The following is a 23,264-nucleotide window of genomic DNA, read 5'->3' as shown; positions in this document are numbered from 1 at the left end:
GCATGGGTCAGCAGCAGAAATCCCGCAAGGAGCGCACCGACGAGCAGCCGCGTCGGGAGGACGAGGAGCGCGGCCGGGACTGGGCGGACGAGGCGGCCCAGGCGCGTACCGCCGACGACCCGAGGGCGATGGCCCCGCACGACGCGGCCGGCAAGCCCACCACCGGCGGCCACCTCTGACCCCCCGGCCCCCGGCCCACCCCGCCGATCATGAAGTTGTGGCGCCCTGACTCATGGCTTTCGCGAAGCTTGTCCGGTGCCCGAAGTCCATGATCGACGGGGCGCTGGGGGCGGGGGGTAGGGGAACGCGGGGGGCTGGGGGTTATTCGCGGATCTTGTCGGCCTGGCGCAGCGGTGCCCGGCCGGGCGGCTGCACCGGGGGTGGTCCGGGCGGACGGGGCGGCGGCACCGGCATGGTGACCGGCTGGTCGCAGGTGACCCGGACCGGCTGACCGTAGTGCCGCAGCTCCAGGGCCGCGTCCGGCCCGCCGTGCCGCAACGAGTACGTCGTCTGGTGTGCCCGGATGTCCACCCGCAACCGGAGCTGCCGCCACTGGAGCGAGAACTCCAGCCGACTGAGCCGGCTGGAGAGCCGGGGGCAGAAGGTCAGCTCCTCGTCGTGGTCACGGAGTCCCCCGAACCCCGCGACCAACGCGATCCACGCCCCGGCCAGTGAGGCCATGTGCACGCCGTCGCGGGTGTTCTCGTTGAGGTCGTGCAGGTCCATCAGCGCGGCCTCGCGCAGGTAGCTGTGCGCCAGCTCGGGATGGCCCACCTCGGCGGCGAGCACCGCCTGGGTGCAGGCCGACAGGGACGAGTCCCGGACGGTCCGCCGCTCGTAGTAGAGGAAGTTGCGCAGCTTCTCCTCCGCGGTGAACGCGTCCCCGCGCCAGTGCATCGCCAGCACCAGGTCCGCCTGCTTGACCACCTGCTTGCGGTACAGGTCGAAGTACGGGTAGTGCAGCAGCAGCGGGTACCGGTCCGACGGCGTGTGCTCGAAGTCCCACTCCTCCTGCCGGGTGAACCCCTCGACCTGTTCGTGCACCTCGACCTCGTCGTCGTACGGGATGTGCATCGCGTGCGCGGCGTCCCGCCAGGCCGCGGCCTCCTCCTCGGTGACCCCGAGCCGGATCGCCTGGTCCCGGTAGCGCATCGCCACGTCGGCGGCGGTGAGCAGGTTCCGCTGGGCCATCAGGTTGGTGTAGACGTTGTCGTCCTTGACCGCGGTGTACTCGTCCGGGCCGGTGACCCCGTCGATGTGGAACTGGCCGTGCCGGTCGTGGTGCCCGAGCGAGCGCCACAGCCGGGCCGTCTCGATCAGCAGTTCCAGCCCGATCGACTGTTCCAGTTCGGCGTCCCCGGTGACCAGGACGTAGCGGCGCAGCGCGTCGGCCACGTCGGCGGCGATGTGGAAGGCGGCCGTCCCGGCCGGCCAGTACGCCGACGACTCCGGCCCCTCGATGGTGCGCCAGGGGAATGCCGCACCGTCGAGGTACAACGTCCGGGCCCGCTCCCGGGCCTGGGCGAGGGTGGAGTGCCGCCAGTGCAGGGCGTCCCGGACGGCGCCCGGCTGGGTGTAGGTGAGCACCGGCAGCACGAACATCTCGGTGTCCCAGAACGCGTGTCCGTCGTACCCGGGACCGGTCAGTCCCTTGGCCGAGATGGGCCGCCGTTCGGCACGGGCACCGGACTGCAACACGTGGAACAGCCCGAACCGGACCGCCTGCTGCACCTCGGGGTCACCCTCGACGCGTACGTCGGCGGCGTCCCAGAACTCGTCGAGGTATTCCCGCTGCTCCCGGCGCAGGCCGTCCCAGCCGTCCAGTTTGGCCGCCGCGAGGGTCGCCCCGACCTGGTCGCGCAGCGCCGGCAGCGACCGCTGGCTGGACCAGCTGTACGTGAGCAGCTTGACCACGCGCAGCGTCTCCCCCGGCTCCAGCACGCAGCCGATGGTGGTGCGGACCCAGTCGTCGTACCCCTCGGTGCTGACCGTCACGTCGGCCGGGGCCTGCACCTCGTGGTCCATCGCGGCGGCCACCCGTAGGCCGCTCACCTTGGTCCGGTGGATCAGCAGCCCGCCCCGGCTCTGGGTGAGCTGCTCCTCGGCGAGCAGGGGCGACTCCAGCACCGCCGCCACCCGGGGGTCCTTGCTCTGCGCGGGCAGGGCCTCGTTGGCCACCAGTTCGGACTGGACGATCAGCCGCAACGGGCCGTCGACCGCCTCGACCTCGTAGTTGATCGCGGCGGCCGAGCGCTGGCGGAAGGAGACCAGCCGGGTGCTGCGGAGCTTGACCTCCCGACCGGCCGGGGAGCGCCAGTGCACGTACCGGTGCAGGGTGCCGGCGCGCAGGTCGAGGATCCGCTCGTGGTCGAGGAGTTCGCCGTACCGGACGTCGAACGGCTCGTCGTCGACGAGCAGCCGGATCAGTTTGCCGTTGGTGACGTTGACGATGGTCTGCCCGGACTCCGGGAAGCCGAACCCGGCCTCGGCGTACGGCAGCGGACGCAGCTCGTAGAAGGAGTTCAGATAGGTGCCGGGCAGGCCGTGCGGTTCGCCCTCGTCGAGGTTGCCGCGCAACCCGATGTGCCCGTTGGAGAGCGCGAAGATCGACTCGGACTGGGCCAGCACGTCGAGGTCGAGCAGGACCTCCCGCACGTGCCACGGCTCGACTGGATACGCCCGTTCCCGGATCACCCGCGGAACTCCTCGTCGATCAGGTCACCGAGGTCGGGCACCACGATGTCGGCGCCCTGGGCACGCAGGTCGTCGGCCTGCCCGACCCGGTCGACGCCGACCACGTAGCCGAAGCCGCCCGCCCGGCCGGCGGCCACTCCCGCCAGCGCGTCCTCGAAGACCGCCGTCTGGGCCGGTACGACGCCGAGCTGCCGCGCCCCGGCCAGGAAGGTGTCCGGGTGCGGCTTGCCCCGCAGCCCCTCGACCCGCGCGACCACTCCGTCCACCCGGGCCTCCAGCAGGTGTTCCAGGCCGGCGGCGGCGACCACCTCGCGGCAGTTGGCGCTGGCCGAGACGACCGCGCGGCGCAGCCCGGCGGCGGCCGCCGCCTCCAGGTACGCCACCGAGCCGGGGTAGACGTCGACGCCGCTGGTGCGCAGCCGGTCCAGCAGGACGACGTTCTTGCGGTTGCCGAGGCCGTGCACGGTGTCCGCCCCGGGCGGGTCGTCCGGTGCCCCCTCGGGCAGGGCGATGCCCCGGGAGGCGAGAAAGGTGCGGACCCCGTCGGCCCGGGGTCGACCGTCGACGTAGCGGTTGTAGTCGTCCCCGGGATCGAAGGGGCGGTACGGCTCGCCGGTGGCGGTGGCCCGCGCGCGCAGGAACGCGTCGAAGGTCTCGGTCCACGCGGCGTTGTGCACCCGGGCGGTCTGGGTCAGCACACCGTCCAGATCGAAGAGACAGGCGGTCACATGATCGGGTAGGCCCAGCACCCCATGAATCTAACCAGCGGACAGTGCCGACAAACCCGATTCCGTCCCCACCCGCCGCCCCGCCCGGTCGTGGCGGTCGCCGGGGCCCGGCCGGGGTCAGTGGGGACGCAACGTCCAGACCACCGTCATCGTGCCGGTGACCGTGCCGTCGGCGGTGGTGATCTCGATCGGCACCGGGAACTCCGGCCGGCGGCCGGCCTCCAGTTCGGCGACCACCTCGACGACCGGACGGCCGAGGCGGGCGGTCGCGGTGACCGGCCCCATGGCGAGCCGGCGGTAGCCGATCTCGGCCCGGACGGCGAGCGGCGTCGCCCGGTCGAGCAGGTGGCCGAAGGCGGCGAGCACCACCGCGCCGGAGGCGCTCTCGCCGAGGGTGAACATCGCCCCGGCGTGCGGGCCGCCGACGTGGTTGTGGGTCGGTGCGGTGTCGGGCAGCCGCAGCACGGCCCGGACCCCGCCGTCGGCCTCGGGCGCGACCTCGACGACCTCCAGACCGAGGGTACGGACGAACGGCACCGCCGCCAGCAGACCGGCAGCCACCTGACGCGAGTCAATCGACATACCCGATAGGCTACTGGCCGGTAACTTGCCCGGCAAGGGCGGCCGGTGAGCCCGCCGGCACACGTGGCGCGGCGGCCCCGCTCAGCGCCAGCCCACGTCGATCCGGTCGCCCCGGTCGTCGAAGAAGTGCACGGCGTCCATCCGAACCGAGACCGCCAGTTGCTGGCCGGCGGTGACCGCCGGGTACGGGGCCAGCCGGACGGACAGCTCCGCCGGCCGGCGGTGGTGCCGCCCCGGGTCACCGAGCACGCTCGCCTTGCTGTCGCGGGTCACCGGCTCCTCCGGCGGCGTCTCCACCGACCGGCCGGTGAGCCGCTGCACCACCTGGCTGAGCCCCCGGCGCAGGCTGCGCGAGCCGACGTCAGGCTCCTCGACGACCCGGCTGCCCATCTCGTCCACCACCACCGCCGTCGCGCCGATGTCGAGGAAGGCCAGCGACTCGTGTCCGTGGTGTTCCAGGAAGCGGATCCGTCCCCGCAGGACGTCGCCCGGCGCGTCCGGCGCGACCGGGGTCAGTGCCTCGGCACGCATCCCGACCACGATCCGCTCACCGTGGTAGTGGGCCACCGCCCGGCTGCGGATGTCGCCCCAGGGCAGGTAGAGCGACTGCTCGCCGAGGTTCAACGCGACGTACCGGTCGAGGTGGACGTAGACCGACGCCTCCAGCAGGTTCATCTTGGGGCTGCCGAGGAAGGCGGCGACGTACAGGGTGGCCGGGCGGCCGTACACCTGGGTGGGGGTGCCGACGTCCTGGAGCACCCCCTTGCGCATGATGGCGACCCGGTCGGCCATGGTCAGCGCCTCGGCCTGGTCGTGGGTGACGTAGATGGTGGTGACGCCCAGCTCACGGGTCAGCCCGGAGATCTCCGCCCGCAGTTCGGCGCGCAGGCCGCTGTCGAGGTTGGACAGCGGCTCGTCCATCAGGAAGAGGCGCGGCCGACGGACGATCGCCCGACCCATCGCTACCCGCTGCCGCTGCCCACCGGAGAGCTGGCTCGGCCGGCGGCCCAGCACGTCCCCGATGCCCAGCGCGGTGGCCACGCTCGCCACCCGTTCCTCGCGGGGGGTCGACTCCATCCCGGCCAGCTTCAGCGGGAAGGCGATGTTGTCCTCGACGGTCATGTGCGGGTAGAGCGCGAAGTCCTGGAAGACCATGGCGATCCGCCGGTCGGGCGGGGTGAGGTCGTTGGCGTACTCACCGTCGATCATCACCGCGCCGCTGGTCGGAGTCTCCAGTCCGGCGACCATGCGCAGCACCGTCGACTTCCCGCAGCCCGACGGCCCGAGCAGCACCATGAACTCGCCGTCGTTCACATCGAGGTTGACGTTGTCCACCGCGAGCGTCCCGTTCGGGAACACCTTGGAGACATCCTTCAACGCGACGGTGGCCACCCGTCACCTCCCGCTGGTCGTCGCGGACACCGCATTGACTGTGACCAGCATCAAGGGTTCGGGACATCGGGTAAACGTGCCATGTTCGGCTCGTGACAGGCCTATTACGCCGGTCCCTCCCGTCGACCCGCATCGCGCGTCATCGCACGTCACCTGGCTCGTCGCCACCGGGCTCACCGAGGAAGACCCGGCGGACCACCCGCTCGGCGGCGTGCCCGTCGTCCCAGACGCAGAACCGGGCCCGGAACCGCTGCCGGTCCGCGGTGGCGACCGCCGAGTCGACCGTCCCGGAGCGGAACACGTCGAGCAGGCCGGCGAAGGTGGTCGCCACCGCGCCCGGCGGCTCCGCGGTCACGTCGAGGTACACCCCGCGCGCCAGCCGGTACGCCTCCCGGTCGGGCGCGTACAGCACGATCGGCCGGTCCAGTACGGCGTAGTCGAACATCGCCGAGGAGTAGTCGGTGACCAGCACGTCGGCGGCGAGGTAGAGGTCCTCCACCGGGTCGTACCCGCTGACGTCGGTGACGCGGGGGTCGTCGGACGGCCAGCCGGACGCGCCCTGCGGCTCGCGGTCGTGGAAGTAGTGGCTACGCACCAGCAGCCGTCCGGCCGGGCCGAGCACGTCGAGAAGCCGGTGGGGGTCGAACGGGGGGTGGTAGCCGGGCAGGTGCTCACGGTGGGTGGGCGCGTAGAGCACCATCCGTTCCCCGGGCCCGGCGCCGAGCCCCGCCCGGATCTCGGCGATCTCGTCGGCCGTGGCGGTCACCAGCCGGTCGTTGCGTGGGTAGCCCACCTCCAGCGTGGTGTACGCCGCCGGGTACGCCCGCTCCCACATCTGGGTGGAGAAGCTGTTCGAGGAGATGCTGTAGTCCCACCGGTCGACCCGGCGCAGCAGCGCGGCGAAGTCCATTCCGGGCGCGCCGAGCGGGTACCGCCGCTGGTCCAGCCCCATCACCTTGACCGGGGTGCCGTGGTGCGTCTGCACGTGCACGGTGCCGGGCCGTTTACGCACGTGGTCCGGGAAGTTGACGTTGTTGACCAGCCACCGCGCCCGGGCCAGCGCCCGGAAGTAGGCGGCGGTGCCGGCCACCACGTACTCCAGGCCGGGCGGCAGCGAGTCGAGCCGGTCCCGCCGGACGATCCACACCCCGCGCACGTGCGGGGCCAGCCGCCGGGCGGCGGCGTGGATCGCGGCCGGATTGCAGGCGTACCCCCGGTACCAGTACGCGGCGTAGAGGGCGAGCGTCGGGTCGACCGGCCGGCGCAGTTCCGCCCGGTAACCGGCGAGCAGCGCGGCGTCCCGGGTCAGTCGTGCCGCGCCGAGCAGCACCGGAGCGCCCCGTCGCCGGGCGGTACGCGCCGTCCGGCGTACGGTCAGGCCGGTCCGGTGCGCGCCGCGCAGCGCACTGAAGGTACGCCACCGTCCGGTTGCCACCAGCCGGTGCTTGAGCCCCTCGATCCCGTCCGGCATCCGGTACCCGCCCGGTGGCCGCCACCGCTCGTGGTCGGCGACGATCCGGGCGAAGAACGCCGCCCGCACCTGCTGGGCGATCCGCGCACCGTTGCCGAGCACCGTCAGGTAGTGCCAGACCATCCGCTCGAAGAGCACCGGGTGCAGTTCCCCGGCCCCGTGGACGGCCGGGTGGTCGGCCAGGAACCGGAACACCCGCTCCCACTGCGCGAAGACGTCGAAGTGCCGGTCCCCCGGGGTACGGGTGATCGCACCGGTCCGCCGCTGCCGGTAGTTGACGCAGACCCGGTCGAGCAGGCCGATCCGCTCGGCGGCCAGCAGCACCGGGTAGCTGAACGAGACGTCCTCGTACCAGCCGGACGCGAAGCGCAGCCCGAGAGAGACCAGGAACTCGCGTCGGACCAGCTTGTTCCAGGCGGTGTGCAGCAGCCCGACGACCTCGGGGCGGTCCCGCAGCCGGAACGTCTCCGCCCCGACCGGCTCCGGGTACACGTCACGCAGGGCGCTACGGGTGACGCTGTCGTTCCAGTGCACCCGGACGTGGTCGACCAGGAGCACGTCCGGCCGGGTGGCGCGGAGCCGCTCGGCGACCACCGGCAGGCACCCGGGGGCCAGCCAGTCGTCGCCGTCGACGAACCAGACGTACTCGCCGGTGGCCCGGTCCAGCCCGACGTTGCGGGCCGGGCCGAGCCCGACGTTGCCGGTCAGCCGGACCAGCCGGACCCGGGGGTCGCGACCGGCGTACCCGGTGAGGATCTCCGGGCTGGCGTCCGGCGAGCAGTCGTCGACGGCGATCACCTCGACGTCGTCGAACGCCTGCCCGAGCAGGGAGTCCAGGCACTCGCGCAGGTACCCCTGGACCCGGTGGACCGGTACGACGAAGCTGATCAGCGCCATCCCGGGCCCCCCGGTCAGGCCACCGCGCGACGCCCCCTCACCGCGCCGGGGCGGTACGCGCGGCGCGGGTGGGACGCCTCACCCAGGCGGCGACCACACTCATCACGAAAATCACCAAAAGGTACGAAGTGAGTGTAGCCATCCCCACCCACGCGAATCCGGCGATCAGCGCCACGACCAGCAGGACCGAGCGCCCCTCCCAGCCCAGCGTCGCATCGTGCAGCGGCGGGGCGGGCTGTCGCTTCTCCAACCGGGCCACCAGGTCGTAGTGGAGCAGGGTGAGCACGAAGACGTACCCGAAGACCAGCGGCAGCGGCACGTCGCCGGCCACCCCCACGGCGATCGCGAAGACGTACTCGGCCGCCCGCAGCGCGGCCGGCACCAGCCAGTCCAGCGCGCCGTCGGCCCGGCCCCGCGCGCCGAGTCCGGCGGCGAGCAGCACCAGCAGGGCCACCGGGGCGGCCCAGCGGACGGTGTCACCGCCGGTCAGCGCCACGCCGAGCAGGCCCAGTGCGGCCAACGCGGCGAGCACGGCGAGCGGGAGCTGCGCCGGGATCCGCCCGCCGAACCGGCGCACCAGCGGACCGTCGTCGCGGTGCAGGCCGGCGTCGACCGTGCCGAGCACCGGCACCCGCATGAACCGGGCCCGCAGGGTGCGCAGCGCCCCGGTGTACGCGAACGCCAGGACACCCCAGACCAGCACGGCGATCAGGGCGACCCGGGCGTCGAAGAGCGCGGCGGTGAGCGCGATCAGCGCCCAGCGCTCCCCGATCGGGAACACCACGGTCCGCTTCAGCCAGTACGACACCGAGCCGGTGTCGGCCTGCACCCGGTTGGAGGCGGCGTTGAGCTTGTCGCCGATGCCGCCGCCGGGGCTGGCCGCCTTCGGCCGGCGGGCCGCCTCGTCGTGCAGCACCCCGTACCACGCGTCGGTGTGGTGCCGGACGGTCTGGAGGGTCATCGCGGCGAGCGCCAGCACCCAGCCGTCGCCCAGCCCGGCGTGCGTCGCCCCGAAGCCGAGCCCGGCGTAGACGACGTACTCCTTGGCCCGGTCGGCCATGGTGTCCAGCCAGCCGCCCCAGGGGCTGAAGTCGCGGGTGTACCGGGCCAGCTGCCCGTCCACGCAGTCGAGCATGAACCCGAGGTAGAGCAGCACACCACCGGTGACCAGCGCGGGCCGCCCGCCGGCACCGAACAGCACCGCCGCGACCACGGCGAAGAAAACCGAGATCATGGTGACCCCGGTCGGCGTCAGCCCGAGCCGGGCGCAGGCCTTCGTCACGTACGGCGACCAGGAGCTGACGAAGTACGTGGTGAAGAAGTCGTCCCGCTCCTTGACGGACAGCCGCAGCTCGGCCGCGTCCTCGTCCACCCCGGCCAGTTCGGCGCGGGCGGCGGCCAGCCCGGCCGGGTCGACGGCCCGGTGCGCGACGAGCAGGCGTACCCGGTGGGCGAAGGTCAGCGCCCCGGTGGCCGTGAACGCGGCGACGAGGCCGTCCAGGTCGGTCCCGCCCGACCCGGCGGCCGTCCGGGCGGCGGCGACCAGCGCGGGCAGGTCCGCCGCAACGACCCGCAGCGCGCCGCCGAAGCTGCCGGTGGCGTCGGACAGCGTCCGGGCCGGTCCGGCGGCCACCACCTGGCCGCGTTCCTCGCGGACCGCAGCGTGGCCGGCGGCCGGCGGGTCGGCCAGCACCAGCGCGGCCGTGCCGGCGACCGGGCTGGTGGCCAGGTGCTTCAGCACGGTGGTGTGGGCCACCAGGTCGGCACCGGAGACCAGTACCGGCCCGGTCGCGCGCTCGGCCAGGGCGGCCAGCTCGGGCAGGTCGGTGGCGACCCGGACCTCGGTCGCTCCGGCGGCCCGCCACTGCGCGACGAGGTGGCCGACGGTGTCGTCGGGGAGATTCGCCGCCGGGCCCCCGGTGGCGAGCACGATCGCCAGGGTCACCGCGCGACCGACCGGTGGTACGCGGCGAGCGCCTCGTCCAGCGACCCGTCGACGGTCAACCGGCCACCGTCGAGGTAGAGACCCCGACGGCAGAACCGGGTCAGGTCCTTCTCGTTGTGTGACACCAGCACCAAGGTGCGCCCCTCCGCGAGCAGTCGGTCGATCGTGGCGTAGCACTTCGCACGGAACTCCGCGTCCCCGACGGCCGTCACCTCGTCCATCAGCAGCACGGGGTGCGGCAGCCGGCTGACGATCGCGAAGCCGAGCCGGATCTTCATCCCCGAGGAGTAGTGCCGCACCGGGGTGTCGACGGCCCGCTCGACCTGCTCGCCAGCGAAGGAGATGATGTCATCGAAGTGCCGCCGGAGGTAAACCGGAGAGAGCCCGTGCAGGCCACCGACCAGGTGCAGGTTCTCCCGCCCGGTCAGGTCGCCGGCGAAGCCGGCGGAGAGTTCCAGCAGCGGGGCGACCGCACCACGCACCCCGATCCGCCCCTCGTCGGGGATCAGCACCCCGGCGATCAGCCGCAGCAGGGTGCTCTTGCCGCTGCCGTTGCGCCCCAGCACACCGACCCGTTCCCCGGCGGTGATGGTGAACGAGACGTCCCGCAACGGCCAGAACCGCCCACCGTCCGGGTTCCGGCCACCCCCGTGGACGACCAGCTCGCGCAGGCGCAACTGCCGCCGCCGGTTGCGGGCGAACCGGATGCCCAGGCCGTCCGCCTCGATGATCGCCGTCATGACCGCGGCCCTCCGGCCGCCCCGTTCCCCGGCCGCACGCCTCAGAGCTCCTTGAGCACGGCCGGTTCGAGCCGGCGGAACGCCAGCCGGCCGACGACCAGCACCAGCAGGCTGCCGGCGACCGAGGTGACCAGCAGCCGGGCGTCCGGGAACTCGTCCGGGTACCAGGCCGCATGGTGCAGCTGCACGATGCCGACCAGCGGGTTCAGCTCGTAGAGCGCCTTACACCAGCCGGGGGCCGCGGAGTCCCGGACCAGGCTCAGCGGATAGATGATCGGCGTGGCGTAGAAGAGCAGCCGCAGTACCAGGCGCATCACCCGTTCCACGTCGCGCAGCAGCACGTTCAGCGCGGAGAGCAGCAGCGCCACCCCGACCAGCAGGACCGTCTGCACCAGCAGGGCGAGCGGAAGGGCGAGCAGCGCGAACCCCGGGTCGATCCGGCCACGTACCGCGTAGACCGCCGCGACGCCGACCAGGATCGGCAGGCCGGCGACGTACTCGGCGAAGCGGCCGGCGACCCGGCCGACCGGGAAGATCTCCCGGGGCACGTTCAGTACGGTGATCAACCGGGCCTGGCCGGTGAGCGCGTTGGCCGCCTCGGTGATCGCCGAACCGGCCCACTGCCAGGCGAAGATCCCGGCGACCAGGAACAGCGGATACGACCCGGCCGCCTCGCCCAGGTGCCGGCCGGTGTCCCCGGCGTAGAGCACGCCGAAGACGAAGTAGTAGACCGCGCCCAGGCCGAGCGGCTCGATCAGCGACCAGAGGTACCCGAGCACGGAGCGTTGGTACTTCACCGCCAGGTCGCGACGGACCAGGATGCGCAGCGCGTTGCGGTGCGACCACAGGGTCGCGGCACCACCGGTCGTCACCGTCGCCTCCCGCCCCGGCGTGCCCCGGCGACCGGCTCGCCGGAACCGCTACGCGGGTGGCCCGGCCCCCGGGCTCAGCACTCGATCACGTTGACCGCGAGACCCCCGCGTGCCGTCTCCTTGTACTTGACCTTCATGTCGGCGCCGGTCTCCCGCATCGTCTTGATCACCTTGTCCAGGGAGACCGCGTGCACCCCGTCGCCGCGCAGCGCGAGCCGGGTCGCCGTGATCGCCTTGATGCTAGCCACCGCGTTCCGCTCGATGCAGGGGATCTGCACGAGACCCCCGACCGGGTCACAGGTCAGGCCGAGGTTGTGCTCCATGCCGATCTCGGCGGCGTTCTCCACCTGGGCCGGGGTGCCGCCCAGTGCCTCGGCCAACCCGGCCGCCGCCATCGAGCAGGCCGAACCGACCTCGCCCTGGCAGCCGACCTCGGCCCCGGAGATCGAGGCGTTCTCCTTGAAGAGGACCCCGATCGCGCCGGCCGCCAGCAGGAAGCGGACCACGCCCTCGTCGTCCGCGCCCGGCACGAAGCGGGTGTAGTAGTGCAGCACCGCCGGGATGATCCCGGCCGCCCCGTTGGTCGGGGCGGTGACCACCCGGCCGCCGGCCGCGTTCTCCTCGTTCACCGCGAGGGCGAAGAGCGTCACCCAGTCCATCACCCGCAGCGGGTCCGCGCTGCCCGCGTCCGCCTCGAGGCCCCGGCGCAGTTCCGCCGCGCGCCGCCGGACCTTCAACCCACCCGGGAGTACGCCGTCGCGCTCGCAGCCCGAGTCCACGCACTCCCGCATCACCCGCCAGATTTCCAGCAGCCCGGCGCGGATCTCCGCCTCGCTCCGCCAGGACCGCTCGTTGGCGAGCATCACCTCACTGATCGACAGGCCGGTGGCCGTGGTGACCTCCAGCAGTTCCACGCCGGTGGCGAACGGGTACCGGACCGGGGTGGTGTCCGGCCGGATCCGGTCCGCGCCGGCCGCCGCCTCGTCCACCACGAACCCGCCCCCGACCGAGTAGTACGTCCGGGTGCGCAGCTCACCCCCGTCGGCGTCGTACGCGGTGAAGGTCATTCCGTTCGGGTGGTACGGCAGCGACCGGCGCCGGTGCAGCACCAGGTCCCGGTCGGGGTCGAAGTCGATCTCGTGTACGTCGAGCAGGGCCAGCCGCCGGTCGGCGTGGACCCGGTCGATCCGGGGACCGACCCCGTCGGTGTCGACCGTCTCCGGCACCTCGCCGGCGAGCCCGAGCAGCACCGCGCGGTCGCTGCCGTGCCCATGTCCCGTCGCGCCGAGCGACCCGAACAGCTCGGCCCGCACCTGTGCGGTGCCGGTGAGCAGGCCGTCGGCCTTCAGCCCAGCCACGAAGGTCCGCGCGGCCCGCATCGGCCCCACCGTGTGGGAACTGGACGGCCCGACGCCGACACCGAAGAGATCGAAGACGCTGATCATGACCGGCACTTCTCCCCTCGGCCCCAGTGGCGTCGGCGGGGCCGCCGGCGAGCGTACCCGCCCTGGTCACGGATTCCCCGCCCGGCCGCCGATACACCCAGGGCGGTCGATGCCGGAAGGGACGCGTCACCCCGACCCGGGACGGGTAACCACCTACGGGTACGCCGGTGGCCAATCCACCTCGGGGCTGAGGGCGCGGTGGCACGCCCCACCTACCGTGGATTACAGAGGCGGCCAAAGCGCCGCAGAGTGGGAGTAGACGACCATGAGTCGCAAACTGGTCCGGCCCCGTCAGGGGCGCATGTTCGCCGGTGTCTGTGCCGGCCTGGCCCAGCGGTTCGGCAGGTCCCCCGGTTTCGTCCGACTGTTGTTCCTGCTGTCGTTGCTGCTGCCCGGCACCCAGGTGATCGTCTACCTGGTGCTCTGGCTCCTGATGCCCAACGAGGACCGGTACGCCGTCCAGTACTGACCCGCACCGCCACGACGACATGGCACGGCCGCCACGACCAACGGCGCCCGCCCCGACTCACCGGGGCGGGCGCCGCGTCCGGTGCGGGGCGTTCCGAGCGCGGTGCGGTGTGCCACACGGACGCCCCGGCGAGGATGGCCCTACGACGCCAGCCATCCATAGTCACGCTGCGTCCAGGCGTTCGGAGTGGCTTCCGGTCTCACGGTGGGTGACCCTTCACCGGGACACGCCATCCCCGAGTTTTCCCTTTGCTCTGCACCCAGATATGCGACACCGACTATGAGCAGGGGCTGCAGCGTCAACGGGAGCCAGCGTACAAGAACGCGCGCTCACCGAGAGTGCCTGGCGCGTATTGGGGTGCAGAGCAAAGGGAAACCGGAGGATGTGGGCCTGCGGGCCCGGGGTCACTCGGAGTGATATGGCCACCGTCTGCCGACGACAAGTCCTGCGCGACAGACGCCCCAACCGGCGCCCAATGACCGTGCCGCCGCCCACCGGGGCGTCGCGGACCAGGAACGGGCAGTCGGCGACGGACACACGGCAGGCGGCGGTTCGGACGGGTCAGGGCGCGGCGTAGGTGACGGTGACCGTCTGGTAGCCGAGCGAGCGGAGCAGCCCCTCCAGCATCTTGCGGGTGTTCGCCTCGGCGCGAGCGGTGAGCCCGCTGTCCCGGGCGGCAGTGGTGATCCGCTCTTCGGCGAGACGGTAGACCTCACGTTGCCGGTTCGGGTCGTCGGCGAAGACGTCCCCGAGCCGGTTGAGCAGGCCGCGCTTCTCGGCGAAGACGTAGCTCTTCTCGATGTCGAGGTTCGTCTCGCCGAGTTGCGGGGCGGGCAGGACGATCTCGGCGGACTTCCCGTCGGCCGACTGCTTCACCGCCCCCTCGGCGATCTTCGAGAAGTCGACGTACGCCTCCACCCGGCCCGCGCCGACGAAGAGGGTGCGCTCGTTGAGCAGGAAGTCCGGGACGTACTTCCGGTCGGTCTCCAGATCGACGACGACCTGGAAGTTGCCCTCGGCGGCCACGTACCGGCTGAGGTCCCGGATCGACTTCAGCAGGGGCGGCTGGCTGCGATCGGTCGTCTCCTCGGCGAACGGGTTGCGCCAGCTCGGCCAGAGGCCGGCCGCCTGCGTACCGAGCAGGACCACCACGGCCAGCGCGGCGGCCCCCAGCACCAGGATCAGCCCACGCGGCAGGCCACGACGACCGGCGTCGGCGGGTCCGTCGCTTCCGACGGCGGTTGCCGGATCGGTCGACGACGGGCCGGCCGGGTACTCCGGGAACTCACGCGTGGGCTGGTTGACTTCGCCCTTGCCGGACATCGCCCTCACCGTCCTCGGTCATGACATCACTGCCTGAGACGACGGTACGTCCCCACTACGACACCCGCCCGTTGAGCGGTACTCGGAGACCAACAGCCGACACCGTGCAGGGTAGCCGTCCCGTCAGCAACCGTGGACCGTTCCGGAGTGCGGTAGCTGGCACCAGCCGGCGGCGGCCACGACCCGTTCGGCGATGGCGGTCAACTGGGCGATCTCGTCCTGGTCGAGCTGGTCGACGAGGACGTTGCGGACGGTTTCGACGTGGCCCGGCGCGGCCGCGACGACGGCGGCGTAGCCCTGGTCGGTCAGTCTGACCATGGTGCCGCGGGCGTCGGCGGAGCATTCGAAGCGGGTGATCAGCCCTCGTTGTTCCATGCGGCGAAGCTGGTGTGCGATGCGGCTACGGTTCCACCCGAGCCAGATGGCCAGGTTCCGAACGCGCATGGTCCGCCCCTCGGCTTCGGAGAGCGGTACCAGCACCTCGTAGTCGGGGCGGGAGATGCCGGCTTCGCTGAGCTGGCGGTCGACGGCGACCTCGACGGCGCGGTGCATGCGCAGGTAGGCCCGCCACATGCGGCTCTCCTGCTCGTCCAGCCAGCGCGGCTCGGTCATACATCACACTCTACCCCCGCTTTGTTGACGCGTCAGCAACTTCCGTCGTAGGTTCGCTGACGCGTCAGCAATTCACTGCTGGCCATGTCTGAGGGAGATCACCATGTCGTTGTTCCGGCTCGACTCGAGCATCCGGGTCGAGGGTTCGCACAGCCGAGAGATCGCCGACATCGTGGAAGATGAATGGCGCGCCGCGCACCCGGACGGCACGATCGTGCGCCGCCATCTCGGTACCGAGCCGCTGCCCTCGACGACCTGGGCCGACGCGGTGACGGCCGGCTTCGTACCGGCGGAGAAGCGCACGGCCGAGCAGCAGACGGCGGTGGCGCTGGCGGCACAGCTGACCGACGAGTTGGTCGCCGCCGACGCGTTGCTGTTCGCGGTGCCGCTCTACAACTACGGTGTCTCCCAGCACTTCAAGACCTGGGCCGACACGGTGATCACCGACCCGCGAATGGCCTCTGGCGCCACGCCGGTCCTCGCCGGCAAGCCGGCCGTGCTGGTCACGGTGCGCGGCGGCGCCTACGGAAGCGGAACTCCCCGGGAGGGCTGGGACCACGCCACGCCGTGGATGCGCCGCATCCTCGCCGACGTGTGGCAGCTCGACCTGAAGGTGGTCGAGGCCGAGTTCACCCTCGTCGGCGTCAACCCTGCCCTGGACCAGTTCAAGGACCTGGCCGCGCAGTTGCGCACCCAGGCCGAGGACCTCGCCCGCTCACACGGCCGCGCCCTGCGCTGAAAGCCGACCCCACCCCGCTGGTGCTCAGCCCGCCGCGTGGGGCCGGGCCAGGCCGATGGTGGCGGCAAGGCGGGTGACGTCGGCCGGGGTGGGACCGGCACGCAGCACGGCGGTCAGTACGGCGTGGGCAGCGGGTCGGAGCCGTACCTCGGCGGGGGCAATCTGGTCGGCGGCGGCCAGGGCACCGCCGGCGGCATGCTGGTCGCCGACGTCGAGGTGCACCCGGGCGATGTCGATCAGGTGGGCGGCGCGGTGTTCGGCGGGTAGCCGCCGCCAGCCGTCGCCGCTGGTGGCACGCAGATGCAGGGCGACGGCCAGGTGGTTGTCGCCGAGGCGGGCGGTGGCCAGCGCGCGGGCTAGGTCGACTACTACCGGCCCGAACCCGCTGCCGTCGTCGGGGCAGTGTGCGGCGAGGTGGGCCGCACGGTCAATCAGGTCGTCCACGGTGGCGGCGTCTGCGTAGGTGGCGGCGGCGAGGGCGGCCTCGGTGAGCAACGCCCCGGCCAGGGCGAGATCGTCCGGCGGGGACGACGGCGTCAGGTCGAGCGGGCGTACGGCGGTGGTGGCGGCGGTCATCGCCAGTCGGCCCCGGTTCAGCGCGCGCAGCGCCTGCACCAGTGGGACGGCGGCGAGGGCGGTGTGGCGTGGGTCGTCGGCGGCGGTGGTCATCGCCCGGTCGGCGACCAGCCAGCCGAGGTGCGCCTCGCCAAGTTTCACCAGCACCTGGGCGGCGAGCCGGTACACCCGTACCAGCAGCCCGGCGACTGGTCGCGCACCGCGTGTCGAGGCTTCGGGGCGGGCGGCGTGGCGGGTGGCGGCGAGCAGGCCGGGCAGCATCCGGAGCACCTGCGGATGGTGGGCGTGCCGGTACGCCGTCCACGCGTACCCAATCTGCCGGTCGAGTTCCGCCACCGACGACGGCCATTCCCGGCTCGGGGTGTCGTAGCAGGCCAGCGCCTCCCGCACCTGCTCGACGGCGGCCGTGACGTCGGTGCCCGATGACCGCTGGACCTTCCGCCCGACCAGGACACCCGGGGCGACACCGAGGGCGGCGGCCACCGTCTCGATCATCGTGAGCCGATCGAGGGTACGCACCCCACGCTCCACCTTGTCGACCCAGCTCTTCGACCGGCCGACCCGGTCAGCGAGAACCTGCTGACTCATGCCCCGCCGTACCCGCAACTGCGCCACCCGCCGGCCGATCGGCAGATCCCGGCGACCGTCCCTGCTGGCCGGCGCACTCATCGCTGATCCACGCGGTGCAGGGCTTCGGTGGACCCACCGCAGCGCGGACACCACCGGGACTTGACCCGGAACGCGAGGAGACCAAGCAGGAACCCTGGCACCAGGCCACCGAACACGACCGGCACGATCTCGGAAATCACGAGCACCCTCACCTTCTGGCAAGGCCGGGAGCCGGGGGCGTTGCCCCGCCACGGCCCACGGCCGTTTCACCGAGACTTGAACCGGACTCATCGCTCCGTTCCAAGGTGTCCAGTTGACCCCGGCAGCGCCGTGGTGAAAGGAGGTGCGCGTGGTGCCTACTGGTGCGGACCGGTGCCGGGGTCCTGAGCCGACCGACAGCTCCGCTACTGTGCGTATGAGCGACCGCTACGCATGAAGGGTCGATGACGTGGCACCCAGCGGAGAGGCGATCACCCACCTGCTCGGCGAGGTGGGCTGGCAGCCCGAGCAACTCGCCCGGCGACTCAACGAGTGCGCCGAACGACACGGCCGCTCAGAGCGGTTGCACCTGAAGACGCCGTACAAGTGGAAGAAGGGCGACGTACCCCGCAGTCCGTGGCCCTCGCTGACCATGGCGCTGTTGTCCGAGCAGTTGCAGCGGACGATCACTCTCGATGAATTGGGTTGGCCTGACGACGGGTTCGAGGCCCTACCCGCCTCGGCCGGTCTGGAACTTCCCTGGTCACCGGCGGGGGCCTTGCAGGCTGCCGAGGTTGTGAACGAATCTGAGGGAATGATGCACCGACGGATGTTCCTGACTCTGCTCGGTTCCGCACTGACGTCCCCGGCACACGAGTGGTTGATCACGCCGCCATCACGAGCCGCCGCGTCCACGACGGGTCGTCCACTCTCCCCGGAGGTCGTCGACCACCTCGACGCGGTCACCGCCAGCCTCCGACGCATGGACGACCACCTCGGCAGCGGTCAAACCCTCGGCCTGGTCCGTCAACACCTGAGCACGGTGGTCGGCGTGCTGCGCGATCGACGCTACGCCGACAGTGTCGGCCGACGCCTCCACGCCACCGCCGGTGAACTGCTGCGCCTCGCCGGCTGGCTCTCCTTCGACAACGGTCATCACAGCCAGGCCCAACGGTTCTGGATCGCCGGCCTCTACCAGGCCCACGCCGCCGGTGATCGCGGACTCGGCGCGAACATCCTCGGCTTCATGTCCTGCCAGGCCAAGGACCTCGGTCAGCTCCGCCAGTCGATCACCCTCGCGGAAACCGCGCGAGCCAGCTACCCCGCCACGAGCCCGAAGGTCTCCACCATCCTCGACCTGCGGGCCGCCGAGGCTTACGCCAACAACCGATCGGTCACCGACACCCGCCGCGCGCTCGACAGCGCCTTCGACCGGCTCACCGACACCCGCCCGGACCACGGCGACCCCGACTGGTCCTACTGGGTCAACGAAGCACAGGCCCACGCCCAGGCCGGCTACTGCTACGTCAAGCTCGAAGACTGGTCCCGTGCTCGGGAACACCTACGGGCGGCACTGCGCCTCCAGAGCAACGAGTACACCCGCGAGGGCGCACTGCGAAACGCTCTACTCGCCACCACCTACGTACAGCAGGCACAGCCCGACCTGGACAAGGCACTCGCCCTCGGCGACCAGGCCGTCCAGACGCTCACCGGCCAGGTCACCTCCGCAAGGTGTATCAAGCACGTACGCAACCTGGTCGGCGCTCTCGGCCCCTACCGACGCACCCCTGCCGTCCGCGCCTTCTGTCAGGACGCCAAAGACCTCATCGCCACCTGACCACGTAGCCCTTCAACTGCGCTGCAACTGTCTGCTGCGCATACAGGGCAGTGGTCGACTTGACGCAAGCAAGTGCGTCAACTTGAAGGGCCGGCGCGCAGGCCGAGGCGGTTCACCGTGATCGTTACCTGGTGGCTGAACGGCTGTACCTGGCCCAGGTGGATCCGCTGCGGCTGGTCGACGTGGTGATCGACAACGCCGTCTTTGACCAGCCGCGCATCTCGTGAGGCCGGGCGGTATGCCGCTCAGGATCGCCGCACGGTTGAGGGCCGGACTGCACGAACCGCGCCGTCCTCGAACGGGTGGCGTACGGCAGGATTTCGCCGGCGGAAGCCCGACCAAGGCTAGGCGGTAGGTCAGGGTTCCGCTGAGATCCTGGGACGGTGAGGGGCTGCGGTTGCCGGACTACATCAGATGGCTGCGACAGCAGGTCGGCCAGGAACCGGTCTTCCTGAACTTCGCCGGTGCCTGTGTGCCGCACCACGGCCAGGTGCTCCTGCAACGCCGCAGCGACGACGGCTGCTGGGGACTGCCCGGTGGCGCCCTGGAACTCGGCGAGTCGGCCGAGGAGGCGGCGGTGCGGGAAGTCGCCGAAGAGACCGGACTGCGGGTGCGGATCGACGGCCTGTTGGGCGTGTACACCAAGTACCGCCACGTCTACCCGAACGGCGACGTCGCACAGCCGATCACGGTGTTCTTCCGCTGCTCCGTCGTCGGAGGCCAACTGACCGAGGGCGACAGGGAGACCCGGGAGCTGCGCTTCTTCGCGTTGTCCGCCCTGCCTCCGCTGGGCCACCAACAGCACACCGACGCGCTCGCGGACCTGCGGGCGGGCCGAGCCGGCGTCTACCGATAGCCGACGCGCCGCGATCAAGCCGCTCGCACGGCCGCGCCCTCCGCTGAAAGCCCGTCCCACCCCTCCCCCCTACCTCCGCCCCGTCGATCATGGAGTTAGGGCGCCGCCCAAACCTCGTAATCGCCACCAATCAGGCGCCACAACTCCATGATCGACGGGGTGGTCTTCGGGACGGGAGCGTATGAGGGTCAGGTGAAGGCGGAGACGCCGGTCAGCCGCTGGCCGATGACCAGCTGGTGGATCTCCGAGGTGCCCTCGTAGGTGAGCACGCTCTCCAGGTTGTCGCCGTGCCGCATCACCGGGTACTCCCCGGAGACGCCGTTCGCGCCGAGGATCGTCCGGCACTTGCGGGCGATGGCCAGCGCCTCCCGGACGTTGTTGAGCTTGCCGACGCTGACCTGCTCCGGGCGGAGGCCACCGGAGTCGGCCAGCCGGCCGAGGTGCAGGGCGAGCAGGTAGCCCTTCTGCCACTCCACCGCCATGTCGGCGAGCTTGGCCTGGGTGAGCTGGAAACCGGCGATCGGTCGACCGAACTGGGTGCGCGTGGTCGCGTACCGCAGGGTGGTCTCCAGGCAGTCCCGGGCCGCGCCCAGCGCGCCCCAGACGATGCCGAACCGCGCCTCGGTGAGGCAGCTCAACGGGGCCTTCAACCCGGCCGCCTCCGGCAGCAGCGCGTCCGCCGGGAGCCGGACGTCGTCGAGGGAGATCTCGCCGGTCACCGAGGCGCGCAGCGACATCTTGCGCCGGATCTCCCGGGTGGTCACCCCGGGCGTGTCCAGCGGTACGGTGAACCCGCGCACCCCCTCCTCGGCCCGCGCCCAGATCACCGCCACGTCCGCCACCGGCGCGTTGGTGATCCACATCTTCCCGCCGGTCAGCACCCAGTCGTCGCCGTCCCGGCGGGCCCGGGTCGCCATCGACGCCGGATCGGACCCGTGGTCCGGCTCGGTCAGCCCGAAGCAACCGATCGCCTCACCGGCCGCCATCGGAGGCAGCCAGCGCTGCTTCTGCTCCTCGCTGCCGTACCGCCAGATCGCGTACATGGCCAGCGAACCCTGCACCGAGACCAGGGACCGTACGCCCGAGTCACCGGCCTCCAGTTCCAGGCAGGCCAGCCCGTACGCGACCGCCGAGGAACCGGCGCAGCCGTACCCGGTCAGGTGCATCCCGAGCAGCCCGAGCTTGCCGAACTCCCGGGCCAACTCGCGGGCGGGCACCTCGCCCCGCTCGTACCAGTCGGCGACGTACGGCCGGACCCGGTCGTCCACGAGCCGGCGCACGACGGCGCGGATCTGCTGCTCCTCCTCGTCGAGCAACGAGTCCAGGTCGAGCAGATCGATGGCGGGCAGGCTCATCCCGTCACCCTAAACGACTCCTCAGGCGAGCCACGCGTCGTCCGCCGTCGCGCTACTCCGGGTGGTCGCTCAGCACGAGCACCCGGGCGTGGATCTGGTTGCGCTGCTGGAGGGCGGCGCGCAGCGCCCGGTGCAGCCCGTCCTCCAGGTAGAGCCCGCCGTTCCACTGCACCACGTGCGGGAAGAGGTCGCCGTAGAAGGTGGAGTCCTCGGCGAGGAGCTTGTCCAGCGCCAACTCCCGCTTGGTGGTGATGAGCTGGTCGAGGCGGAGCGGACGCGGCGGGATCTCGGCCCACTGCTTGAGGGTGAGGTGGTGCTCCGGGTAGGGACGCCCGTCCCGGACCGCTCTGAAGATCACGACGGCACGCTCCCCTCCCCTTGCCGAGCCGGCCGGCACCCGCCAGCCGAGGGCCGCGGCGTGACACCGCGACCCAGCGGTATTCGATGACCTTGCCAGCCTAGCGGCCCCCGCCACTTCGCATTTTGCTCCCTCTTGTCAGCTTCGCTACTCGGCCGCGTACCCACCGGCCGGAGTGTCCGGCCGCCCCCAGCGTCCCCGGTGCACCACCTCGTCGACCGGGCGACGCCCCCGACGTAACGACGGTGACCGCTGGTCGGGTGCCCGGTAACCGATGGTGAGCGCACCGATCGGCGTGAACTCCGCCGGGACGTCGAACGCCGCCCGGTACGCGGCGGTGCGCTCCGGCGGGATGCCGAAGAAGCACGCCCCCAGCCCCTCGTCCACGGCGGTGAGCAGCATCAACAGCGAGGCGAAGCCGGTGTCGACATACCAGTACGGCACCGGCCAACGCTCCTCGGCGCGGTCCGTCCAGCCCTTGTCCGGCTCGGCGTACCGGTCGAGGTAGACGGAGCGGTTGGCGTGCGGCACCACGACCAGCGGAGCCCGCCGCATCCCGGTCAGCCAGCGGGTCCGGCCGCCCCGTCCGGGTGTGGCCGCGGTCCAGAACCGCTCCCGGTCGGCCGGGTCCTCCAGCACCAGGAACCCCCAGCCCTGGGCGAAGCCGGCCGACGGCGCGCGGACCGCGTGGTCGAGCAACCGGTCCACCACCTCCGGCGGGACGGGGCGGTCCGGGTCGTAGTTGCGCACCATCCGTCGTCGCCGGACGACCTCCGCGAACTCCACGCCGCGCCTCCCTACTTCGTCTGTCGGCTCAGACCCCGGCCGTTCTCCCGGGATCCGGCTGTCTTCCTCAGGCTCCGGGCCGGATGCCCCAGGTGCCCCGCCAGGTCTGCCCCGGGGCCAGCGTGATCAGGTCCCGTCCGGAACGGAACGCGTCCGGCGGGCAGGTCATCGGCTCCACCGCCACCGACCGGCGGTGCCGCTCGCCGGACAGCGCGTCGCCGGTGAAGACCTGCCACCAGCCGAACTCCGCGTCCGCCCAGAGGCGCACCGCGTCCGCGCCGTCCGGGGCGGCGAGGGTGACCGCCGAAGTGCCGTCGGTGTCCCGGACGACGTCGCCGAAGGTGTTGTCCAGCACCGCGTCCGCGATCGGGCGGGGCACGGTCCAGTCGTACTTCGTGCCGGCCACCGAGGCCGCCCCGACCGGCAGCAGCCGGCCGTCCACCAGCAGCCGGTTGCGGGCGGGCACCCGCATCAGCAGGTCGTCCACGGCAACCCCGGGCAGCCGCAGGTACGGGTGCACGGCGAAGCCGAACGGCGCCGGTTCGGCGGCGAGGTTCGTCACCTCGTGCTCGGCACGCAGGCCGTCCGTACCCACGCTCCACCGGCTGCGCAGCCGCAGCGCCCACGGGTATCCCGGGTGCGGCGGCAGGTCGTAACCCACGGTGACCGCGTCGCCGGTCTGCTCGACCACCCGCCACGGCACCCAGTTCACCAGGCCGTGGATGGCGACGTGCCGGCTCGGCTCGGTCAGCGGCAGCGCGCACGAGCGCCCGCCGAAGGTGTACGCGCCGTCCCGGATCCGGTTCGGCCAGGGGGCGAGCACCTGCCCGGCGCACCCGGGGCAGATCTCGTCGGGGCGGTAGCCGTCGACGTAGTCGACGCCGTCGCGACGGTACGCCCGCAGCCCACCTCCCACCTCCACGATGACAGCCTCGTGGCCGGCGGCGGCGATGGTCCACTGCGCTCCGGAGGGCGGAGTGGGCTGGGTGGTCTGCATGC

Annotated in this window: 21 protein-coding genes and 1 pseudogene; 6 read left to right on the top strand and 16 right to left on the bottom strand. The window is 72.0% G+C overall.

All coding sequences use genetic code 11. The features are described 5' to 3' along the window. Positions 1 to 2: 2 nt before the first annotated feature. Positions 3 to 179: a hypothetical protein gene (locus GA0074694_RS31525; protein WP_176737832.1), complete on the top strand. Its 177-nt coding sequence runs from the start codon at positions 3 to 5 to the stop codon at positions 177 to 179. A 142-nt stretch (positions 180 to 321) separates the two neighbouring features. Here the strand turns inward: GA0074694_RS31525 and GA0074694_RS09465 are convergent, their stop codons facing one another. From GA0074694_RS09465 to GA0074694_RS09425, 9 genes are all read right to left on the bottom strand, one after another. Beyond that, positions 322 to 2,694: a glycoside hydrolase family 65 protein gene (locus GA0074694_RS09465; protein ID WP_091455651.1), complete on the bottom strand. Its 2,373-nt coding sequence runs from the start codon at positions 2,692 to 2,694 to the stop codon at positions 322 to 324. Then, positions 2,691 to 3,443, bottom strand: a complete 753-nt coding sequence (locus GA0074694_RS09460) for a beta-phosphoglucomutase family hydrolase (protein WP_091455647.1) — start codon at positions 3,441 to 3,443, stop codon at positions 2,691 to 2,693. The genes GA0074694_RS09465 and GA0074694_RS09460 overlap by 4 nt, the downstream gene beginning before the upstream one ends. Positions 3,444 to 3,539: 96 nt before the next feature. Then, positions 3,540 to 4,004 (bottom strand): DUF4442 domain-containing protein, encoded by a 465-nt coding sequence (locus tag GA0074694_RS09455; protein WP_091455644.1) that lies wholly within the window; start codon positions 4,002 to 4,004, stop codon positions 3,540 to 3,542. An 81-nt stretch (positions 4,005 to 4,085) separates the two neighbouring features. After that, positions 4,086 to 5,396: an ABC transporter ATP-binding protein gene (locus GA0074694_RS09450; RefSeq protein ID WP_091455642.1), complete on the bottom strand. Its 1,311-nt coding sequence runs from the start codon at positions 5,394 to 5,396 to the stop codon at positions 4,086 to 4,088. A 139-nt stretch (positions 5,397 to 5,535) separates the two neighbouring features. Beyond that, complete coding sequence (locus tag GA0074694_RS09445; protein ID WP_091455637.1) at positions 5,536 to 7,764, bottom strand: bifunctional glycosyltransferase/CDP-glycerol:glycerophosphate glycerophosphotransferase; 2,229 nt, start codon at positions 7,762 to 7,764, stop codon at positions 5,536 to 5,538. Between the two features lie 37 nt (positions 7,765 to 7,801). Beyond that, positions 7,802 to 9,709 carry a DUF5941 domain-containing protein gene (locus GA0074694_RS09440; RefSeq protein ID WP_091455634.1) on the bottom strand — a complete coding sequence of 636 codons (1,908 nt, stop codon included), beginning with the start codon at positions 9,707 to 9,709 and terminating at the stop codon, positions 7,802 to 7,804. Continuing rightward, entirely contained in the window at positions 9,706 to 10,449 is a 744-nt protein-coding gene (locus tag GA0074694_RS09435; protein WP_091455631.1) for an ABC transporter ATP-binding protein, read from the bottom strand. Before GA0074694_RS09435 ends, GA0074694_RS09440 begins: the two co-directional genes overlap by 4 nt. A gap of 41 nt (positions 10,450 to 10,490) precedes the next feature. Next, a complete protein-coding gene (locus GA0074694_RS09430; RefSeq protein WP_245714611.1) occupies positions 10,491 to 11,321 on the bottom strand; it encodes an ABC transporter permease in 831 nt (276 codons plus the stop codon). A 74-nt stretch (positions 11,322 to 11,395) separates the two neighbouring features. Further along, entirely contained in the window at positions 11,396 to 12,766 is a 1,371-nt protein-coding gene (locus GA0074694_RS09425) for an L-serine ammonia-lyase (protein ID WP_091458896.1), read from the bottom strand. A 265-nt stretch (positions 12,767 to 13,031) separates the two neighbouring features. On the opposite strand from GA0074694_RS09425, the gene GA0074694_RS09420 reads away from it, so the two are divergent. Beyond that, entirely contained in the window at positions 13,032 to 13,235 is a 204-nt protein-coding gene (locus GA0074694_RS09420; RefSeq protein ID WP_091455626.1) for a PspC domain-containing protein, read from the top strand. Between the two features lie 561 nt (positions 13,236 to 13,796). Here GA0074694_RS09420 and GA0074694_RS09415 read toward each other — a convergent pair. Both GA0074694_RS09415 and GA0074694_RS09410 read right to left on the bottom strand, forming a co-directional pair. Then, on the bottom strand, positions 13,797 to 14,558 hold the full coding sequence (locus GA0074694_RS09415; RefSeq protein ID WP_091455623.1) for a DUF4230 domain-containing protein: 762 nt from the start codon (positions 14,556 to 14,558) through the stop codon (positions 13,797 to 13,799). Positions 14,559 to 14,681: 123 nt separating this feature from the next. Beyond that, positions 14,682 to 15,170: a MarR family winged helix-turn-helix transcriptional regulator gene (locus tag GA0074694_RS09410; RefSeq protein WP_091455619.1), complete on the bottom strand. Its 489-nt coding sequence runs from the start codon at positions 15,168 to 15,170 to the stop codon at positions 14,682 to 14,684. A gap of 103 nt (positions 15,171 to 15,273) precedes the next feature. Here GA0074694_RS09410 and GA0074694_RS09405 point away from each other — a divergent pair, with 103 nt between their 5' ends. Beyond that, positions 15,274 to 15,909 carry an FMN-dependent NADH-azoreductase gene (locus GA0074694_RS09405; RefSeq protein ID WP_091455616.1) on the top strand — a complete coding sequence of 212 codons (636 nt, stop codon included), beginning with the start codon at positions 15,274 to 15,276 and terminating at the stop codon, positions 15,907 to 15,909. A 24-nt stretch (positions 15,910 to 15,933) separates the two neighbouring features. Here the strand turns inward: GA0074694_RS09405 and GA0074694_RS09400 are convergent, their stop codons facing one another. After that, complete coding sequence (locus tag GA0074694_RS09400; RefSeq protein WP_091455613.1) at positions 15,934 to 17,154, bottom strand: helix-turn-helix domain-containing protein; 1,221 nt, start codon at positions 17,152 to 17,154, stop codon at positions 15,934 to 15,936. 388 nt (positions 17,155 to 17,542) lie between these two features. On the opposite strand from GA0074694_RS09400, the gene GA0074694_RS09395 reads away from it, so the two are divergent. The 3 genes and pseudogenes from GA0074694_RS09395 (at position 17,543) to GA0074694_RS09385 (ending at position 19,766) form a co-directional block, all read left to right on the top strand. Next, entirely contained in the window at positions 17,543 to 18,910 is a 1,368-nt protein-coding gene (locus GA0074694_RS09395) for an NsdA family TPR-like regulatory protein (RefSeq protein WP_091455610.1), read from the top strand. 89 nt (positions 18,911 to 18,999) lie between these two features. Continuing rightward, a pseudogene (locus GA0074694_RS33895) lies at positions 19,000 to 19,137 on the top strand (uridine kinase); the annotation flags it as partial. A 170-nt stretch (positions 19,138 to 19,307) separates the two neighbouring features. After that, entirely contained in the window at positions 19,308 to 19,766 is a 459-nt protein-coding gene (locus GA0074694_RS09385; RefSeq protein ID WP_091455607.1) for an NUDIX hydrolase, read from the top strand. Between the two features lie 188 nt (positions 19,767 to 19,954). Here the strand turns inward: GA0074694_RS09385 and GA0074694_RS09380 are convergent, their stop codons facing one another. The 4 genes from GA0074694_RS09380 to GA0074694_RS09365 all read right to left on the bottom strand — a co-directional run bounded on the left by GA0074694_RS09380 (position 19,955) and on the right by GA0074694_RS09365 (position 23,262). Beyond that, a complete protein-coding gene (locus GA0074694_RS09380) occupies positions 19,955 to 21,115 on the bottom strand; it encodes an acyl-CoA dehydrogenase family protein (protein WP_091458894.1) in 1,161 nt (386 codons plus the stop codon). A gap of 58 nt (positions 21,116 to 21,173) precedes the next feature. Next, positions 21,174 to 21,479 (bottom strand): type II toxin-antitoxin system VapB family antitoxin, encoded by a 306-nt coding sequence (locus GA0074694_RS09375; RefSeq protein WP_091455602.1) that lies wholly within the window; start codon positions 21,477 to 21,479, stop codon positions 21,174 to 21,176. A gap of 147 nt (positions 21,480 to 21,626) precedes the next feature. Then, positions 21,627 to 22,265, bottom strand: coding sequence for a nitroreductase family protein (locus tag GA0074694_RS09370; protein ID WP_091455599.1), 639 nt, complete (start codon positions 22,263 to 22,265; stop codon positions 21,627 to 21,629). 67 nt (positions 22,266 to 22,332) lie between these two features. Then, positions 22,333 to 23,262, bottom strand: a complete 930-nt coding sequence (locus tag GA0074694_RS09365; RefSeq protein WP_091455596.1) for an aldose 1-epimerase family protein — start codon at positions 23,260 to 23,262, stop codon at positions 22,333 to 22,335. Positions 23,263 to 23,264: the final 2 nt, after the last annotated feature.

The sequence above is a fragment of the Micromonospora inyonensis genome, from assembly GCF_900091415.1.
Taxonomy (GTDB): Bacteria; Actinomycetota; Actinomycetes; order Mycobacteriales; family Micromonosporaceae; genus Micromonospora; species Micromonospora inyonensis.
Note: the sequence above shows the minus strand (reverse complement) of the source record. Positions and strands in the feature narration are given on the sequence as shown.

What these genes read in the sequence shown, in the direction of transcription:
- GA0074694_RS09400 (WP_091455613.1), bottom strand. Translation starts at nt 17,154, where the DNA reads ATGAGTGCGCCGGCCAGCAGGGACGGTCGCCGGGATCTGCCGATCGGC.
- GA0074694_RS09425 (WP_091458896.1), bottom strand. Translation starts at nt 12,766, where the DNA reads ATGATCAGCGTCTTCGATCTCTTCGGTGTCGGCGTCGGGCCGTCCAGT.
- GA0074694_RS09435 (WP_091455631.1), bottom strand. Translation starts at nt 10,449, where the DNA reads ATGACGGCGATCATCGAGGCGGACGGCCTGGGCATCCGGTTCGCCCGC.
- GA0074694_RS31525 (WP_176737832.1), top strand. Translation starts at nt 3, where the DNA reads ATGGGTCAGCAGCAGAAATCCCGCAAGGAGCGCACCGACGAGCAGCCG.
- GA0074694_RS09445 (WP_091455637.1), bottom strand. Translation starts at nt 7,764, where the DNA reads ATGGCGCTGATCAGCTTCGTCGTACCGGTCCACCGGGTCCAGGGGTAC.
- GA0074694_RS09455 (WP_091455644.1), bottom strand. Translation starts at nt 4,004, where the DNA reads ATGTCGATTGACTCGCGTCAGGTGGCTGCCGGTCTGCTGGCGGCGGTG.
- GA0074694_RS09365 (WP_091455596.1), bottom strand. Translation starts at nt 23,262, where the DNA reads ATGCAGACCACCCAGCCCACTCCGCCCTCCGGAGCGCAGTGGACCATC.
- GA0074694_RS09405 (WP_091455616.1), top strand. Translation starts at nt 15,274, where the DNA reads ATGTCGTTGTTCCGGCTCGACTCGAGCATCCGGGTCGAGGGTTCGCAC.
- GA0074694_RS09420 (WP_091455626.1), top strand. Translation starts at nt 13,032, where the DNA reads ATGAGTCGCAAACTGGTCCGGCCCCGTCAGGGGCGCATGTTCGCCGGT.
- GA0074694_RS09410 (WP_091455619.1), bottom strand. Translation starts at nt 15,170, where the DNA reads ATGACCGAGCCGCGCTGGCTGGACGAGCAGGAGAGCCGCATGTGGCGG.
- GA0074694_RS09415 (WP_091455623.1), bottom strand. Translation starts at nt 14,558, where the DNA reads ATGTCCGGCAAGGGCGAAGTCAACCAGCCCACGCGTGAGTTCCCGGAG.